This window comes from Cloacibacillus porcorum, assembly GCF_001701045.1.
In the GTDB taxonomy this organism is placed as follows: Bacteria; Synergistota; Synergistia; order Synergistales; family Synergistaceae; genus Cloacibacillus; species Cloacibacillus porcorum.
On the sequence record NZ_CP016757.1, the window covers coordinates 1,704,900 to 1,722,225 of the forward strand.

Below are 17,326 nucleotides of genomic sequence, written 5' to 3' on the forward strand. Positions count from 1 at the left end.
GCGGAGCGGAGGGTTGCGCCAAATCCCCCGCTCCGCTTCTTGTATATTGTAGGGCGACCGCTGTCTTTTACATTCCAGCGCCGATCAGCGCCGCGCCGAGAGCTCCCGCGTATTGGGCGCGTTCGGGGATTATCACGCGGCGTTTCGTCTTTTTTTCGATCAGCTTTCCGAGCAGGCCGTTCTGCGCGCAGCCGCCGGTGAAACAGATGTCACCGTAATCAGATATCCGCGAAATTAGGTTTGCCGCGCGCTGGGCTACGGAGTCCAGCAGGCCGAGACAGATGGATTCTTTCGCCACGCCCTGCGCCAGCAGCCCGATGACCTCGGACTCCGCGAAGACGGTGCACATGTTGTTTATCGGCTGGAAGGGCGTATTCTCCGGGATCGCGGCGAAGTCCTGGAGCGAACAGCCTAGGTGTACCGCCATGTTCTGGAGGAAGCGCCCCGTGCCGGCGGCGCACTTGTCATTCATGAGGAAGTCTGTAACTCTGCCGTCGGGGCCGAGGGTTATCACCTTTGAGTCCTGTCCGCCGATGTCGAGCACCGTTGAAGCCTCCGGCGCGAGGTAGTGCGCGCCCGCGGCGTGGCAGGTGATCTCTGTGACGCGCTTGTCGGCCTGAAAGACGTTTCTCCCATAACCAGTTGCCGTGACGTGGAGGTCCTCGTTTTTAAGTATATGTCCGCGCCTCCTCACCTGAGCCACCGCCTTTGCCGCGCTCTCCCCAGGTGTCCAGCCGGTGGGGGTTAGGTAGAATTCAAAGCCGCTGCCGTTCCAGAGGACGCCCTTGGTCGCGGTGGAGCCGATGTCGATGCCGATGCTGGCCATCACAGCATCTCCGTGAAGGCGCCGAACCTGGTGGCGAGCTGCCCGAGGTCGCCCTGTGAATAGTCGGTCTCCACCGCGATGTAGGGAATGCCCTCGCCGGCGAGGAACTGGCGGATGGAGTAGGATTCGACGTTGTATGTGTGACAGGCCTGAAGGATGACGTCTACGACGCCGTCGGCGCGGTATCTTTCCGCGTAGTGGCGCAGCAGCTCTTCGCGACCCTCGTTAGGCGACATGACGGAGCAGGGGATGGAGAGATATTTTTCCGCGAGCGCGTCAAGCGGGGCGATATCCTCGCGGACCTTATAGTGCGAGCATTTAAGGTTGCCGCAGTTTTCAAAGCCGACGACGAGCGAGGCGCATTCCGGAGATTCGAGGATGTCGACGATCTTTTCCAGAGATTTCCCCATTGGGCAGCCGGTGATGAGGATGCGGTGGGCGGCGATATCCTGACGGCGCTGGCCGTCGATGTAATTTTCCAGTATTTTATCAACGAGTTCATTGACCTTCGCCACGCTCTTTTCATAGTCGAAGGTGAATTTGAGATAGTCCGATACGAGCATGATCTCTTTGCCCGTTATTACGGCGTCCGGCAGCTTTGAGAGGTCGTAAAAGCGCATTGCCGCGGCGTGCATCGTGTTTCTGAGCGCTATGGACTCCGCGAGCTTTTTGTCGGTTATCTCTGTGCCGCAGAGCTCTTCAAGCGCCTCTTTGAGCGCGGTGATCTCCCCCTTCCAGAGTTCGAGGCTCATGGGGTGCTCCCTGCGCTGCGGCAGCTGCATGACGTGGGTCGGGCGCAGCCTTCCGAGCAGTTCGTACATCTTCTTTTTACCGTCGCATGTGGTCTCTCCGACGACCATGTCGCAGAAGTGGAAGTAAGGACAGGTGTCGGTCAGCGCAAAGCCGTAGCTCGACTTTATGAGCGGACAGAGGTTGCGCGGCAGGTGTTTTTCCGCCGCTGCGATCGGTTTGTCGCTTGTGCTGCACAGAGAGACGGAGATGCCGCCGGCGGCGTTGACGAGCTCCCACGGCGTGAACGTGCAGTAGGTACCGATCACCGGACGCCCGGCCTCTTTAAGTTCCTTTACGGCTACGGGGCCGTTGTGGACGGCCTCGCGCATTTCATCAAATATCTGATCTATATTATTGTACATATAATGCTCCCCCTTTTATCTGACCTGTCGTATGTTTAATGGCGCGCTGCATCAAGAGGCGCGCGCGGCAGATAAAGTAAGAGGGCAAGAGTGGCTTTTTCGAGGATTTACCGAAGGCCTCCGCGCCGCGCGCTCACTATAGACAGCAATGCAGTCCCTGCATCAAGACCGGCTCAGGTAAAAAATATCGCTGTGCGCAGCATCTGGCTTCACCTCCGAGAATAACTTTTTATATTCTACAATATAATGCCGCCGCCGATAAACATAACGCGGCAAGATTTGTTATAATGCACATAAAGGAAGATATGCATTATTCCCGTTGTCTGTTCCGTTATCTGTTATAGTATCTTGATATACGGATCTTCGACGCGGGTGTGCAAAAACCGCCTCCGGCAAAGAGAGATGATTTACTTGGAAAGAAAGAGAGAGATCAAACGCTGCATCATAATTACCGGCATGTCGGGCGCGGGAAAGTCATCCGCCCTAAATGTCTTTGAGGATCAGGGCTTTTACGCGATAGACAATCTGCCCCCCACGCTTCTGCCGCAGCTTCTCGAAGTGCTTGAGGGCCATCAGTCCGCGGTGCGCAACGGCGTCGCGGCGGTGGTCGACGTTCGTGGCCAGGATTTGCTGAACGACCTTGTCAACGTCGCCGCCAGACTCCGGGAGAAAAACGTCCATACGGAGATACTCTTTGTGGATTCCTCCGACGAGGCCCTTGTGCGCCGCTTTGAGACGACGCGCAGACGCCATCCGCTCGCTGAGGGGATGACGATACTTCAGGGAATTCAAAACGAAAGGGAACTTCTAAACGGCATTATAAAAAATGCTGATATAGTTATAGATACAACGGGACTTAAACTGCCCGACTTTAAAACGCGGCTTCTTGAGGCTACAGGGATGTCGATGGAGGAGCCGGCGGTGATCGTCAGCTCTTTCGGATTCAAGTACGGGCCGCCGCAGGATGCCGACTATATCCTGGACGTCCGTTTCCTGCCCAATCCGAACTATGTCGACGAACTTCATCAGCTTTCGGGAAGGGACGAGCCGGTGGTGAGGTACCTGAAGGGCTTTCCCGCGCTGGGGGAATTTCTCTCGCGCGCGGAGCCGCTGCTTGACTATGTCTCCTCGGTCTACTGCGACACCGGCAAAAAACAGCTGCATATCTGCATCGGCTGTACGGGCGGGCGGCACCGTTCCGTCGCCGTCACGGAGATTCTGGGAGCCTACCTTGAGGCGGCAGGCAGGCGCGTCAAGGTGCAGCATCGGGATATCGACAAAGGAAATCTCTGGTGAACGCCGTTCTCTGGATACTCACCTTTATAACAGCCTTTATGCTTGGCGGGGCGGCCGTCTATTTTATCGCGCCCAAACGGCGCAGGTTCTGGAGGAGGCCCGCGGAGCGCCACCGCATCATGTCCAACGCCCTTGAGTACAGGCTCTCGCTGGGGCCGCGCGTCGTCGCGATCGGCGGCGGCACGGGACTTTCAACGCTGCTTGGCGGCCTTAAGGGCTTTACCCGGAATATCACGGCGGTTGTCGCCGTCACGGACGAGGGCGGCAGCTCCGGGAGGCTGCGCCAGGAGTGGGGCATGCTGCCCCCCGGCGACATACGCAACTGCATCGTCGCGCTCGCGGAGAACGACAGCTCGCTGAACAGCCTGCTCAATTTCCGCTTCGACCGCGGCGAGCTCAAGGGTCACAGCCTGGGGAACCTCATCCTCCTCGCGACGACGGAGATGATGGGCGATTTCCAGCGCGCCGTGGAGGAGCTGAACAAGCTCCTTGCCATACGCGGGCAGGTGCTGCCCGTAACGACTGACAATGTAACGCTCAAGGGAGAGACCGCCGACGGCAGGCTGCTTTCCGGCGAGCTGGAGATATCGGATAACGGCAGCCAGCTGGCGAAGCTGTGGATAGAGCCTGCGGACGCCGAGGCGCTGTCCGGCGTGAAACAGGCCTTCGCCGAGGCCGAGATAATTGTGCTCGGCCCGGGAAGCCTTTTTACCAGCGTGCTTCCGAACCTTCTGCTCAGCGATATGGCGAAGCTGCTTCGGGATACGAAGGTCCCCATCGTCTATATCGCGAATCTGATGACTCAGCCGAAGGAGACGGAGGGCATGAACATCGTCGCCCATGTCGACTGGATAACCGGCGTTCTGGGCACCGTCCCCGATTATGTGCTTGCCAACCAGTCCGCGATACCGGCGGAATTTCTTTCGCGCTACAGCAAGATCGGCGCGGAGCCGCTCTACCTCTCCGCGAAAGAGGAGAATTATTTGGAGTCGCTCGGAACGACGGTGGTCTACGGCGATTACTGTGAGATAAGAAACGGGAAATATCTGCGGCATAACGCGCAGAACCTCTCGGAGACGATCATGGAACTAATCCGCGAGAACAGGAAGAGCTGAGGGCGCATATAATGGAAGGTCTGAATCACACCATCTGGGACGAGTGGGGCGCGCTTCCCGCCTCCCAGCCGGTAAAAGACGAGGCGGCCGGAATCATCGACGGCATGAGTTATAATGTGGAGGGCGAAGATTATCTCTTCACCTCGCCCCGCCTCTTCGTAGTGCGGCGGCTGATGCGCCTCTGGGGAGAATGCGAATGGAGCGGTCCGGCGGACGGAGAGAGTATCCGCCTCATCCATACGCAGCAGAGGGGCCGGATAGTATTCTCCATCGGCAGGCGCGCGGCGACGGAGATCTTCGCCGTCACGAACGCGATGGCGAAGCGCACACGAAATTGGAATTGGGTACGCGGCCTCTTCGGGAGCTGCGGCGCGCTCTATATACCGAGGGCCGGATACTATCTGGTCATCCGTCCGCCGGCGGGGAAGGGCTCCGCGGAGCGTTTGCAGGCGATATTGAAATCCTGCGGCTTCACGGTTGGTGTGAGAAAGAAAATGGAGTGCCGCGAACTGATGCTGAGAGACCAGCAGCAGATCGTCACATTCCTTTCGCGGATAGGGCTCGTCAAGACAGCCCTCGATCTCGAGGAGACGGCGATCTACCGTTCGATGAGGAGCCATGCCAACAAGCTTGTGAACTGCGACGCCGCGAATATCAACAAGAGCCTGGAGGCGGCCCGTCTCCAGATGGAGCTGATCCGTCAGATGGAGGACCTTGGGATAGTGGAGGAGCTTCCAGCGCCGCTTTTTGAGCTGGTAATGGCGCGGAAGAAAAATCCGAGCATAACTTTGAAAGAACTTGGACAAACTTTACCGAGACCAATTAGCAAAAGTACGGTAGAATATAGGTGGCGGAAATTAGAAACCATGCTAAGAAAGCAATCAAAGGGGGATGATGCCAATGTACTTAGGAAAGGCAGACGTTAACACCTATGACAAAGGCGCCGGGAGGGAGTTCCTTGTCTCCAACGGGCGCGGAAGCTACGGATTTTCCACAGTCATAGGGGCAAACACAAGGAGAGAGCACGGCCTTCTCGTGGTGAGGCCTGAAAGCGAACGGCAGCACTCGGTCCTGGTCAGCAAAATCGAAGAGACCATTTTTGACCGCAACAAGAAATACCAGCTCTCAACGAACCGTTACAAGGATCTTGTTTACCCGGACGGTTACAGGTATCTACAGGAATATCAGGGAAATCCATTCCCAAGTATACTTTTTGTAATTCATAGTATCCTCCTCAAAAAATCGATTTTTATGCCGCATGGAAAAGAATGCACGGTAATAAAGTATGAGCTTCTGGCAGCTCCTGATAAGGTCCGCCTTGATCTGCGCCCGCTCTTCGCCCACAGGCTGAGCGACACGGTATGTCCTGAATCGGGTAAGAGCGAATTCAGCGTATCCTCCGACGACGCGCACAGCATCAGTGTAAAGGGCAGGGGACACGCCAGCTGCTGCTCGGCCACGGCAGGCACATGGTCGCTGAAGCCTCTATGGTTTGAAAACCTCATCTACGAGCAGGATGACCGCCCCGAATCCGCCGGCGTCGACCATCTGTGGTCGCCTGGATTCATCTCCAACGAGATATCCGAGGGAGACGTGGTCTATGTGGTGCTCTCCGAGAAACCGCAGAGCTTCACGCTCAAGGAGCTTGCCGCTATGGAAAAAGAGACGGCGGAGAGATTTGAAAATATCCTCGAGCAGGCGAATATTCCCGCCCTTAACAGCGCTGAGCAGGATATGATCGTATCCTCGTACCATCTCGTCGACGACCGCCCCGAGAGCATCGCCCCCATCTATACCGGCTATCCCTCAGTCGATACGAAGGCGCGCGACACCTTTATCTCGCTGCCCGGACTGCTTCTCGCCACCGGTAGGGAAGAGGTCGCGGCGAAGACGCTCAAATACTGGCTTGAGATCGCCGAGAAAAACGGCTGGGTCATGCCAGAAAAATTCGCCGACGACGGCTCCTGTGAATTTGGCTGCATCGACAACGGACTCTGGTTCGTATACGCGGCGGACAAATACCTCTCGCACCATAAAGAGGCCTCCGCTCAGGACAGAGCCGCGTTCGCCCGCGCGATAAAAGAGATCGTCGAAAAGTATATCTCAGGTGCCGCCGAGCTGGATGCGGTATGCGACGCGAATATGCTCCTCCGTATGACCTCGGCGCATCCCTCAAGATACTGGATGAACGCCGTGGCCGGCGACGAAGTAGTCGTTCCGCGCAAGGGATACCTCGTGGAGGTCAACGCCCTTTGGTACAACGCGCTGAAATGCGCCGAGAAATACGCGCTTGAGTGCGGCTGCGCCGATTCAGCGAAAAAGTTTGGGGAGGCGGCAGAGAAGTGCGCCAAGTCCTTCAACGATACCTTCTGGAGCTTCGATATGAAGGGCCTCTACGACAGCGTCGATCCAGAGACCTTCAAAAACGACGGCACGATCCGCCCGAACCAGATACTGGCGGCCTCGCTGCCCTTCAGCCCGCTATCGCCGGATGCGGCACAGAATGTGGTGCGCCTCTGCTGGAACGAGCTCTACACTACATACGGACTCCGCACCCTCGACCCGCGCCATGACAAGTTCAAGGGCCGTTCCGAGGGACGCCTGGACCAGCGCCTCAAGGCCCGCTACCGCGGCATGGCCTGGACATGGCTGCTTGGGCAGTTCATTACCGCATACCTCAAAAACAATCCTTCGCGTAAGGACCTTGGATGGGTATTCATCCGTCCGTTCAATTCGCACCTGCGCCACGGATGCCTGGGCGGGGTAGCGGAACTCTTCGACGGCATGATGCCCTACCGTCCGCACGGAGACGTCCTCAGCGCCGTATCGCTCGGAGAACTTCTGCGCGTACTGCATGAGAATCTTGAGGCCGGCGAATAAAACAGGCAGCCGCCAACCAGCGGAACATACGTTTTTGCATTGTAGAATGTTTGCGGCTCAATTGGCGTTTGTATAAGGCGGACGAATAAAAATAAGCGTTAATTTATAAAAATGGAAATTTTTGTTTGACATAAACGGAATATAGTAGCACAATCATAAAAGAGGGATAAATACTAGGTTTATCCCTCTTTTCACAAGGTATTGGTAAAAATTCTAAGGAGGCACTTACAATGGCTAAGTACAAGGTTGCAATCAACGGGTTTGGACGTATCGGACGTCTTTCTCTCCGCGCGTTTTTCACGAACGGGAAAGATAATGAATTTGAAATAGTGGCGATAAACGACCTCACACCGCCGGCATCTCTTGCATATCTGCTTAAGTATGACTCAGTTTTCCGCCGTTTCCCCGGCACAGTTGAAGTCGACGGCGACTACCTCGTAGTAAACGGACACCGGATCAAGGCCCTTGCGGAGCCCGATCCCGCGAAACTGCCCTGGAAAGAGATGGGCGTGGACCTTGTCATAGAGTCGACCGGCCGCTACACCGACGCCAACCAGGCGAAGGCGCACATTGAAGCCGGCGCGAAAAAGGTCATCATCTCGGCTCCCGCCAAGAACCATGACGCCACGATAGTTATGGGTGTCAACGAGGGCGTCTACGATCCCAAGAAAGACAACATCATCTCCAACGCCTCCTGCACGACAAACTGCCTCGCTCCCGTCTGCAAAGTCCTCCAGGACAAGTTCGGCATCAAAGAGGGGCTCATGAACACCATCCACGCATATACTAACGACCAGAAGACGCTCGACTTCCCGCACAAGAACCTCTCTCGCGGCAGAGCGGCGGCCCTCTCGATCATACCGACCAGCACCGGAGCCGCGAAGGCGATCTCCGAGGTTATGCCGGAGCTCAAAGGCAAGCTCAACGGCTTCGCGCTCCGCGTACCTACCCCCGACGTTTCGGTCGTCGACCTCACCGTAGTCCTTGAGAAGCCGGCGACGGTGGACGAAGTCAATGCGGCGATGAAAGAGGCAGCCGAGGGCCCGCTTAAGGGAATACTTGAGTACGAGCCCGAAGACCTCGTGTCTATGGACTTCGTAGGCGATACCAATTCGTCGATATTCGCGCCGATGCACACCATGTCTATGGGAGACAGAATGATAAAGCTCCTCTCATGGTACGACAACGAGTGCGGATACAGCAACAGAGTTATCGATCTCGCGAACTACATCTTCAAAAAGGGACTTTAAGCCATGCGCCTGAAGACCTTTTCACCATCGGAGGTAGCGGGGAAAAAGGTTCTGGTGAGGGTGGACTTCAACGTTCCCCTCGCCGACGGCAGGGTCAGCGACGATACGCGCATCAAGGCCCATCTTCCGACGCTTACGGCTCTGCGTGAAGCCGGCGCGAAGGTCGCCCTGATCTCACATCTCGGCCGGCCGAAGGGAACCTTCAACCTTAAATACACCCTGGAACCCGTAGGCGAGGAGCTTGCGAAGCTCACGGGCTGGCCCGTGCGTTTCGTCCCCGACTGCGTGGGTGAAAAGGTTGACGAGGCCGTAGCCTCCTGGAAAGACGGCGAAGTGCTGCTGCTGGAGAACGTCCGTTTCTATCCCGAAGAGGAGAAAAACGATTTCGAATTCGCCAAGCGCCTCACAAAAGACTTCGACCTTTTCGTGATGGACGCCTTCAGCGCCTCGCACAGGGCGCACGCCTCGACAAGGGCGGCGGCCGAGCTTCTGCCCTCATATTCAGGCAAACTCATCGACCGTGAGATCACGATGCTCTCCGCGGCGCGCGACGAACCGAAGAAACCCTTCGTCCTCATCCTCGGCGGCGCTAAGGTCTCCGACAAGATAGCGGTGGTGGAGAATATGCTTAAAAAAGTCGATACCATCCTCATCGGCGGCGGCATGGCCTTCACCTTCCTCAAGGCGCAGGGCAAAGAGATCGGCAAATCGCTCTGCGAGACAGAGAAGCTCGACTTCGCGGCCAGGATGCTTGACGAAGCCGCTAAGCTTGGCGTAAAGATCATGCTTCCGACTGACGTCGTCACCGCGCCGGAATTCAAGGCCGATTCGCCGGCGTCGGTGGTCTCTGCGGAGGCTATCCCGGCAGATCAGATGGGACTTGACATCGGTCCCGCGACCGCCGGGCTATTCGCGAAAGAGATAACGGCGGCTAAGACCGTGCTCTGGAACGGACCGATGGGTGTCTTTGAGATGCCGGCCTTCGCCAAGGGCACCGAAGCCGTGGCCAAGGCCCTTGCCGACGCCACAGCAAAGGGCGCGCTGACGGTCGTCGGCGGGGGAGACTCCGCGGCAGCGATAGCCCTCTTCAAGATGGAGGACAAGGTATCGCACGTCTCCACAGGCGGCGGCGCAAGCCTCGAATTCTTTGAGGGGAAGAGTCTGCCGGGCATCGAGCCCTACGTTTTAGATTAGTGACGATTAAATAAAAGATACGAAGGGCGGATAATATCCGCCCTTTTCTGTATAAGAGTATAAGGTGCAGTGAAGGACGAAATCTTGACTCTTATATATTGAATAAATACCTTAAAAACAATAATAAAACTGCCCTAAAAACAAAACAACAATGATCATTGGGATAGAAGGGAATGTATCTAATATGCGCAGAAAGTTTATCGCTGGCAACTGGAAGATGTTTAACGGTCCAAAGGCTACAAGTGAATTTCTTAACAAGTTTGATGCAGAGATAAAGGCCGCTCCCGAGGTACAAAAGGCTGTCGCCGATGGGAAGGAAGAGATCGCTTTCTTCGTGCCCGCCGTCTCACTGCTCACCGCCGTCTGCGGCGCTAAAGAGATGCCGGTGATAATCGGCGCGCAGAATACACATTGGGAAAAGAGCGGTGCCTTTACGGGCGAAATATCGGTGCCGATGATCACGGAGATCGGCGCGACGCATGTCCTGATCGGCCACAGCGAGAGACGTCACATCTTCCGCGAGATAGACGAAGAGCTCAACAAAAAGGTACACGCAGCCGTAGAGGGCGGCCTGACCGCGGTTCTTTGCGTCGGTGAGACGCTTGAGGAACGCGAATCGGGAAAGGCCTTCGAGGTCATCAAGAGACAGTTTGTCGAGGGGCTTAAGGGGATGGAGGGAAAGACCGTCGCTGAAAAGGTGATTGTCGCCTACGAACCCGTCTGGGCCATCGGTACCGGCAAGACGGCCAGCGACGCCGACGCAGAAGAGATCTGCAAGTTCATACGCGGCCTCGCGGCGGAAAGCTATTGCGCGAAGACGGCCGATGAGCTCATCGTACTGTACGGCGGCAGCGTAAAGCCCGAGAATACAAAGGGCATCATCTCCCAGCCGGACATCGACGGTGTGCTTGTCGGCGGAGCCTCGCTCAAGCCTGAGAGCTTCATCCAGATAGTAAAGAACGCGCTGTAGATACGAAAGACAACGTAACATAACGGCAAAGATATAGGACATAAAGTGCATGAACAGCACTATACAAAAATAGCCTCAGAATCAGCATTTGCCCCCTCTCGGATATTTCGAGAGGGGTTCTATGTAACATAAGATAAATTATAGGACATCATTATAAAGCGCTTCCCCATCAATATAGAGGGATGTCAAAGTGTAAAAAAAGAGGGATTCTGTCACGCGTATTGCTGTGAATGAATCCCTTTTTTGTAATTGTAAGTCGTTATTCTAAAATTCAGTTTTCGGAATACCCGCCTTTAAAGTCCGTCTTTATTTTGCGGCAAAACGTTCGTAGGCGGCTTTGTGGTACGGCGTCGGTACGCCGTACTGTTGTCCCAGTTCAATCATCCTGCCGATGATATGGTCCAACTCCGTTTCGCTTGGCGGTTTGCCGCCGCTGAGGTCTCGGTAAAGCGAACTCATCGCCTCCGGCGCCAGCTTTGAAAAATTCTCCGTATAGCGGTCGGCCATATCAGCTGGCATCGTAACTCCGGAGGCCGCCGCCACCGCGATCAGTTCGCCGGCTACGGCGCGTACCAACTCCATGTGGCCGGGATGTTCGCGGACCTTTCCCGCCGGTCCGTCACAACAGCAAAATAGCACGCTGTTGCCGCACATCATCATATATTTATTCCAGCTGTCGGCAAGAATGTCGTCCGATAACGTGGTGCTGATACCGGCCTTGCCGACGATGGCCGCAGTCTCCTCCAGCTTTTGTGGTATGCCGCCATCCCTCATGCCGAGGATGACGCTACAGGGGCCGTAGCTCTGCACGATATGCCCCGGCTGTTCCAGATGGCTGAATACGCGAATGATGCCGTCCGCCAGTAGGCACGGAGGCAGCATCGGCCTCATCATATCGGAGACGATGACGCCGTTCAGCAGCGGTATCACCAGCGTTTCCGCTTTGATCATTGGCGCGATGGACTCACAGGCCGCCCTCAGATTGTACCCCTTGCATGAGACGAAGATGACGTCCATCAGGCCAAGCTCCTCCGCGCTGTCCGAGGCTAGCTTAGGCTGCACCGTGAAATCGCCCAGCAGGGCGGACCGCACCCTGAGTCCCCTCCGGCGTATGGCGTCGAGGTTTTTTCCACGCACATAAAAGTAGGTCTCTGTATAATTTTTTGCCAGCGCGCCGCCAACGATACCGCCGACGCCGCCGATGCCCAGCACAGCTATTTTCATCCGTACACCTCCCGCATAGTGATGCCTAATAATATCATCTTGCAGGCGCTTTTGTACCCCCCGCGTATAAAAAAATCTGACGGGGCAACTCCCGTCAGATCTGTGCCGGTACTATATCCTGCTTAACGTTATTTCTTTATATAGGCCATCTTTTCGGGGATGACGCCGCGCACGCCGCCAAGCGGCGATTCTGTGTCGCCTTTGTAGCGCGGTATCAGATGCATATGGACGTGCATCACCGACTGCCCCGCGCATTTGTTGCAGTTTACCCCGAAGTTATATCCGTCAGGGTGATATTTTTCATCCAGCAGCTCTTTTCCCCTGCGAAGCAGCTCGTGCATCGCCGCCTCCTCCTGGAGGGTGATGTCGAAATAGTTCTGCACATGCCTCTTGGGGATGATGAGCATATGGCCTTCGTTTACCGGCATTGCGTCGAATACCGCGTAGGCGAGCTCATTTTCCAGAACATAATCCTTGAGCCTGCAGAAGATGCATTCCATGGAGCTAATCTTCGTCCTGATCGGTGAATTTCTTCGTCGGAGCGTCGCCCCAGAGCGAATCAAGCCTGTAAAAGTCGCGTCCCTCACGGCTTAGTATATTGACGATAAGGTCTCCCGCGTCGATCAGCGTCCATCTGGTGCTGTTTTCACCCTCGACGCGGTACTTTGCTCCCGTCTCGTCAAGTATGTCGCAGGCGGTATCTTTCAGCGTCCTTGCGTTCAGCTCCGAACGGGCGATTGCTACGATAAACACATCCGCGAAGCCTGATATCTCGCTCAGGTTGTGTACGCTGACCTCCGCCGCGTGTTTGTCAAGCAGCGCCTCTACCAAAGGCATGTACGGCGCGCAGAAATCTTCGTTTTTTTCCGTCATTAACAGGTCACTCCTCTTTATTTTTCCTTACTGATTGCTGATCTTCAGCATATTATCCAATAATGTAGTCAGTTTCTTATAGTCATGTCCCGCAATTATCGAGGCGTAAAAGGCCTGCTGGCTCGGGCGCACGAGGTTTTTGGGGATCTTAAGCAGCGTGCCGAGCTGGCGTGCCGTCGTCTTGACCTTCTCGCTGGCGTTGGTCGGGTAGACTATGTTGCAGTGCTGATAGTCGAAATGCTTCGCGTTGCCGGAATGGATCACGTCGACGCCGAGCTGCTGCAGGCGTGTTGATATCTCGGCGCTCACACCTGCCTTGCCTGTTCCATTGAGGACCGCCACCGACTCCGGCATCGACTTTATCAGGGTCATTAGCTCATCTTTGCTCATTTCGTCCTTTTTAGCGCCGCTCTGAACCGTCTGTGTTCCGGGCTGGCTTCCCTCTCCGCTGACGTCCGCTGAGGCGGTTACGGCGTCCCCGGCGCTCGTAAAGTGCACCTGCTTCGCATTCCTGCCGCTGCCCTCCGTAACGTCGCCGGAAATCAGTGCCTCAACGGGTGCGTTGAGGAAGGCGTTTGCCGCCTTGACGTCGCCCATCCAGTAGCTCAGACGGTCGATCATCACCGGTTCTCCGGGCAGCATAGAGAAAAACATCCGATCACGGCCAAGCTCATTTTGTACAAAGCCCGCAAGCTGCACGGCAAGGGTCGGTGACATGTCGGTCTTAAATATCTTCATCGCCTGCGCCGCGAGTTCCGGGAACTTGATCAGGACGCGCGGATCGTAGGCCTTCTTAACGAGCGCTTTGATAAACTGCTGCTGGCGCTGTATACGGCCAATGTCGCCGAGGGCGTCTTTTCTGAAACGTACATATTTCAGGGCAGTTTTTCCATCAAGAAGCTGCCGTCCTGGCTGAATATTTATATCAAGGCCGCCTGCCCTGTCAACATAACGCATCCTCTTCTGAACGTCCACCTCTACCCCGCCGACCATGTCGACAAATTCGGGAAAGCTGTCGTAATTGATGACGACATAATAAAGAATCGGCAGGCCGAGGTATTTCTCGACCGTCGCCTTAAGCAGGTCGGGGCCGCCGTAGGCGAAGGCATGGTTCAGCTTCTGTGTTCCGTGGTGTGGGATCTGTACGCGTGTGTCGCGCGGCAGCGAAATCACGCGCATGTTCTTGTCGTCGATGTCGATGGTGACAAAGAGGATCGTATCGGAGCGCCGCGATCCCTCCACATCGTCCTCGCCCATGACGAGAATGTTGAACCGCCCCTGCTCTTTCAGCAGTGCGGCATAACTTTCGTTCTCCTTTTTCTGACTTTCGTTTTCAAACGCCCTGCGTATGTCGTCCTGTGAGGTGTGCCACGCAAAATAGAGCCGCAGTCCGGCGCCGCCGAAGATGGCGATAAGTCCGCATATTATTATCAAAATAATAGTTCTTGAGCGTATCAAAGGTGCTTCCTCCGTCTAGTTCTTATACAGGGATTTTTTTCTGATGAACTGTTCCACCGCGGATGGAACCATGAAGCGGATACTCCTGCCGTTTTTAATGCGCTCACGCAGCTCGGTACTTGATATCGCCAACAGCGGTATCTCAAGGGGGATTATCCGGCTGCGCAGTTCGCTCGGCAGCTCTTCCATCCTCTTGTGCGTATAGCCGTAGCGGCTGACAGCGACAAACTTGCACATGTCCATAATCTCTTCCGGGTTCTTCCATGAGACGATGTCCAGAACGGCGTCCAGTCCCGTGATAAAGTAGAATTCCACTCCCGCGTACTCGGGCATCGTGCGCAGCGTCCGCAGCGTGTCTATCGTGTAGCTGCTCCCCACTCTGTCAATTTCCACGCGAGAGACCTTAAAATAAGGGCAGCCCACCGTGGCAAACTCCGTCATCATATAACGGTCTTCAGCGGAGGTGACCCGCTGGTTTGTCTTGTGCGGCGGCTGCCCGGTAGGAACGAATATGACCTCGGAAAGTCCAAAGGCTGCGTGAGCCTCGTCCGCGGCCAGCAGGTGGCCGTTGTGAATCGGGTCAAAGGTTCCCCCCATGATACCTATTCTGCGGTTTTCCTCGGTCATATCAATGCTCCTATTTATTATTTATTCTCGTCTTCTTCTAAAGTTCCGCCTTCAGAGGCCTCTTCGTCATCGTCAGTATCTGGCAATGGCGTTCCGTCCTCAGAGAGTTCTTCTGCTTCGCTCTCAATAAGCTCGTCCGGCTCGTCGTCGGGAAGCTTGTCCGGATAATAATCGGGATAAAAATCGAAATCCTTATACCCGATGCTTACCGTGTCGCCGGGCACGGCACCCGCCGCCTCAAGAAGCTCCTCCACCTTATACTTGCGCAGCAGCCGCGTAAAGCGCGCCACGTTCTCTTCCTGACTGAAATCATAACGCTCGGCGGCCTTTTCCAGCTGACGGTGCATTACCCGGTAACCGCCGCCGTGCAGCGTGATGATCTGTATCCTGTTGCGCTTACGGAGCGGCGTCTTCTCCGGCACCCTCTCCTCGAGGGCGTAGAGCCGTACGTTGCTCTCCGGACGCGGATGATCCTTTACAAACTTGATTATCTCCTTGACGAGTTCGGGGATCCCCTCCTCCGTCAGGGCGCTTGCCGCGATCATAAGGATATCCTTCTCCTTAAAATAGGCGGCCAGCCTTTCCGCCAACTCCTTCGCAAGTCCTTCGTCCACCTCGTCGAGCTTATTGGCGACGACGAAGTAAGGACGTTTCTCAAGCTCAGGGTCATACTTCTCCATCTCCTGGCGCACGACCGTAAAATCCTGGATTATTGTATCATAATCGCCGCTTTCGAGACTTAAAACATGCACGAGAAGTCTCGTCCTATCTACATGCCGCAGGAATTCGAGGCCAAGCCCTTTATTCATATGGGCTCCCTCGATCAGCCCCGGGATGTCGGCGATGACGATACGTTCGTCGCCGGTGTTAAGCACGCCGAGGTTTGGTGAGAGCGTTGTAAAGGGATAGTTGGCGATCTTCGGCTGAGCGTTGGAGATGGCGGCCAGAATGCTCGACTTGCCCACATTGGGCAGCCCAACAAGGCCGACGTCGGCGATGAGCCGCAGCTCAAGCCGCAGCATTACCTCTTCGCCAAGCTCGCCCTGTTCACAAAAGCGTGGGGCCTTGCGCGCCGAGCTGGCGAAATAGCGGTTTCCCCGCCCGCCGCGTCCGCCGCGTGCCGCGACGAAACGGTCGTGCGGCTCCACAAGGTCGGCGTAGCCCTCCCCCGTCTCCGCGTCGTAGATGACCGTGCCGCAGGGGACATAGATCACCTTATCCTCGCCGGCGGGGCCGTTTCTCGCGGCGCCCTTGCCGTGTCCGCCGTTCTCGCCTCTGATATGGTGCATATATTCAAGGTCTGCAAGTGTCTGCAGGTTGTTGGTAGCCTCGAAAATCACGCTGCCGCCGCGCCCGCCGTTACCGCCGTCCGGGCCGCCGTTGGGCTTGAAGCGTTCGCGCAGGAAGCTCATACAGCCGTTGCCGCCGCGTCCCGCCTTGATAGACATTCGCAGAGAATCGACAAATTTCATATTTTCACCTCATTTCAAAAATAACCACTACATTACTGCTCCGCTGGTAATGGACAAAAAGCCAGACATTGATTTCGCGCTAACAGAGGTGCGCGGCCCCGTCAGACGTATCATACATACGCCGGAGCCACATGCGGGAGGACGTCCGTGGCTTACAGGTGGGATGGGAATCTTCGCTTTCCACAACAGAGTCTGGTTTGTCCGTCGGAGTGTATATGACCGCTGGTTTTCCATCTAAAAAATGGGGGCCTGCTCTATGAGGGCCCCCGAAAAATTCTGATGCCACTGATTAGATCTGTCAAAGATTGCCTGTATAATCAGTGATTCTCTCGATTTAGTTAAAGTGTTTCCGGCTCGATCGTGACGTACTTGCGGTTTGCCTTTGTCTGGAAGCGGACTTTGCCGGGGACCAGCGCAAAGATCGTGAAATCACGGCCAAGGCCTGTGTGCTGTCCGGGGTGGTACTTCGTGCCCCTCTGACGGACGATGATCGTTCCCGCGTTTACAAAAGAACCGTCTCCGCGCTTAATGCCAAGATACTTAGGCTGACTGTCGCGGCCGTTGGTTGAACTTCCTTGCCCTTTTTTATGTGCCATAACTCAATATCCCCCTTGCGTAAAAACTAACCGTTGATTGCTTCGATCTGAACGAGCGTGTACTGCTGGCGGTGACCGCGGAACTTGCGATAGTTCTTCTTTCTGCGGTACTTGAAGACGATGACCTTGTCATCCTTGCCGCTCTCAAGAATCTTCGCCGTTACCGTAGCTCCCTCAACATAAGGAGCGCCAACCACTGCGCCTTCGTCTTTGCCGAGGAGAATAACCTTATCAAATTCTACCTGTGCTCCGTCTTCAGCGTGGATCTTCTCCACCCTGAACTTGTCGCCTGCCGCGACCCTGTACTGCTTTCCGCCCTGCTCGATTACTGCGTACATTCTATAATTTCCCTCCTCCGCTGTGTGTCAGGCAGCCAAACGACATTTTAAAG

General features: G+C 55.7%; 17 protein-coding genes. 7 read left to right on the forward strand and 10 right to left on the reverse strand.

Annotated elements, in window-relative coordinates; translation table 11 throughout:
* Positions 1–67: 67 nt before the first annotated feature.
* A complete protein-coding gene (locus tag BED41_RS07620) occupies positions 68–826 on the reverse strand; it encodes an acyl-CoA dehydratase activase (protein ID WP_066744560.1) in 759 nt (252 codons plus the stop codon).
* A complete protein-coding gene (locus tag BED41_RS07625; protein ID WP_066744562.1) occupies positions 826–1,980 on the reverse strand; it encodes a double-cubane-cluster-containing anaerobic reductase in 1,155 nt (384 codons plus the stop codon). The genes BED41_RS07620 and BED41_RS07625 overlap by 1 nt, the downstream gene beginning before the upstream one ends.
* A gap of 402 nt (positions 1,981–2,382) precedes the next feature.
* On the opposite strand from BED41_RS07625, the gene rapZ reads away from it, so the two are divergent.
* The 7 genes from rapZ to tpiA all read left to right on the forward strand — a co-directional run bounded on the left by rapZ (position 2,383) and on the right by tpiA (position 10,685).
* Positions 2,383–3,276: an RNase adapter RapZ gene (gene rapZ / locus BED41_RS07630; protein ID WP_066744564.1), complete on the forward strand. Its 894-nt coding sequence runs from the start codon at positions 2,383–2,385 to the stop codon at positions 3,274–3,276.
* Positions 3,273–4,391 (forward strand): gluconeogenesis factor YvcK family protein, encoded by a 1,119-nt coding sequence (locus BED41_RS07635; RefSeq protein WP_066744566.1) that lies wholly within the window; start codon positions 3,273–3,275, stop codon positions 4,389–4,391. The genes rapZ and BED41_RS07635 overlap by 4 nt, the downstream gene beginning before the upstream one ends.
* Positions 4,392–4,402: 11 nt before the next feature.
* A complete protein-coding gene (gene whiA / locus BED41_RS07640) occupies positions 4,403–5,317 on the forward strand; it encodes a DNA-binding protein WhiA (RefSeq protein ID WP_066744568.1) in 915 nt (304 codons plus the stop codon).
* Positions 5,292–7,271, forward strand: coding sequence for an amylo-alpha-1,6-glucosidase (locus BED41_RS07645; protein WP_066744570.1), 1,980 nt, complete (start codon positions 5,292–5,294; stop codon positions 7,269–7,271). The genes whiA and BED41_RS07645 overlap by 26 nt, the downstream gene beginning before the upstream one ends.
* A 230-nt stretch (positions 7,272–7,501) precedes the next feature.
* The gene (gap, locus tag BED41_RS07650) at positions 7,502–8,521 is read left to right on the forward strand and encodes a type I glyceraldehyde-3-phosphate dehydrogenase (protein ID WP_066744572.1); all 1,020 of its coding nucleotides are present in this window, start codon (positions 7,502–7,504) and stop codon (positions 8,519–8,521) included.
* A 3-nt stretch (positions 8,522–8,524) separates the two neighbouring features.
* Complete coding sequence (locus BED41_RS07655; RefSeq protein WP_066744574.1) at positions 8,525–9,715, forward strand: phosphoglycerate kinase; 1,191 nt, start codon at positions 8,525–8,527, stop codon at positions 9,713–9,715.
* A gap of 184 nt (positions 9,716–9,899) precedes the next feature.
* On the forward strand, positions 9,900–10,685 hold the full coding sequence (gene tpiA, locus BED41_RS07660; RefSeq protein WP_066744576.1) for a triose-phosphate isomerase: 786 nt from the start codon (positions 9,900–9,902) through the stop codon (positions 10,683–10,685).
* Positions 10,686–10,991: 306 nt separating this feature from the next.
* Here the strand turns inward: tpiA and BED41_RS07665 are convergent, their stop codons facing one another.
* The 8 genes from BED41_RS07665 to rplU all read right to left on the reverse strand — a co-directional run bounded on the left by BED41_RS07665 (position 10,992) and on the right by rplU (position 17,273).
* On the reverse strand, positions 10,992–11,909 hold the full coding sequence (locus BED41_RS07665) for a ketopantoate reductase family protein (RefSeq protein ID WP_066744578.1): 918 nt from the start codon (positions 11,907–11,909) through the stop codon (positions 10,992–10,994).
* Positions 11,910–12,037: 128 nt separating this feature from the next.
* Positions 12,038–12,409, reverse strand: a complete 372-nt coding sequence (locus BED41_RS07670; protein ID WP_066744579.1) for an HIT family protein — start codon at positions 12,407–12,409, stop codon at positions 12,038–12,040.
* A 4-nt stretch (positions 12,410–12,413) separates the two neighbouring features.
* Complete coding sequence (gene rsfS / locus BED41_RS07675) at positions 12,414–12,782, reverse strand: ribosome silencing factor (protein ID WP_066744580.1); 369 nt, start codon at positions 12,780–12,782, stop codon at positions 12,414–12,416.
* A 27-nt stretch (positions 12,783–12,809) separates the two neighbouring features.
* Positions 12,810–14,240, reverse strand: a complete 1,431-nt coding sequence (locus BED41_RS07680) for an LCP family protein (RefSeq protein WP_157102299.1) — start codon at positions 14,238–14,240, stop codon at positions 12,810–12,812.
* Positions 14,241–14,255: 15 nt separating this feature from the next.
* On the reverse strand, positions 14,256–14,867 hold the full coding sequence (gene nadD / locus BED41_RS07685) for a nicotinate-nucleotide adenylyltransferase (protein ID WP_066744583.1): 612 nt from the start codon (positions 14,865–14,867) through the stop codon (positions 14,256–14,258).
* Between the two features lie 17 nt (positions 14,868–14,884).
* Positions 14,885–16,339, reverse strand: coding sequence for a GTPase ObgE (obgE, locus tag BED41_RS07690; RefSeq protein WP_066744585.1), 1,455 nt, complete (start codon positions 16,337–16,339; stop codon positions 14,885–14,887).
* Between the two features lie 338 nt (positions 16,340–16,677).
* Positions 16,678–16,935: a 50S ribosomal protein L27 gene (gene rpmA, locus BED41_RS07695; RefSeq protein ID WP_066744587.1), complete on the reverse strand. Its 258-nt coding sequence runs from the start codon at positions 16,933–16,935 to the stop codon at positions 16,678–16,680.
* 26 nt (positions 16,936–16,961) lie between these two features.
* On the reverse strand, positions 16,962–17,273 hold the full coding sequence (gene rplU, locus BED41_RS07700) for a 50S ribosomal protein L21 (protein ID WP_066744590.1): 312 nt from the start codon (positions 17,271–17,273) through the stop codon (positions 16,962–16,964).
* Positions 17,274–17,326 lie beyond the last annotated feature (53 nt).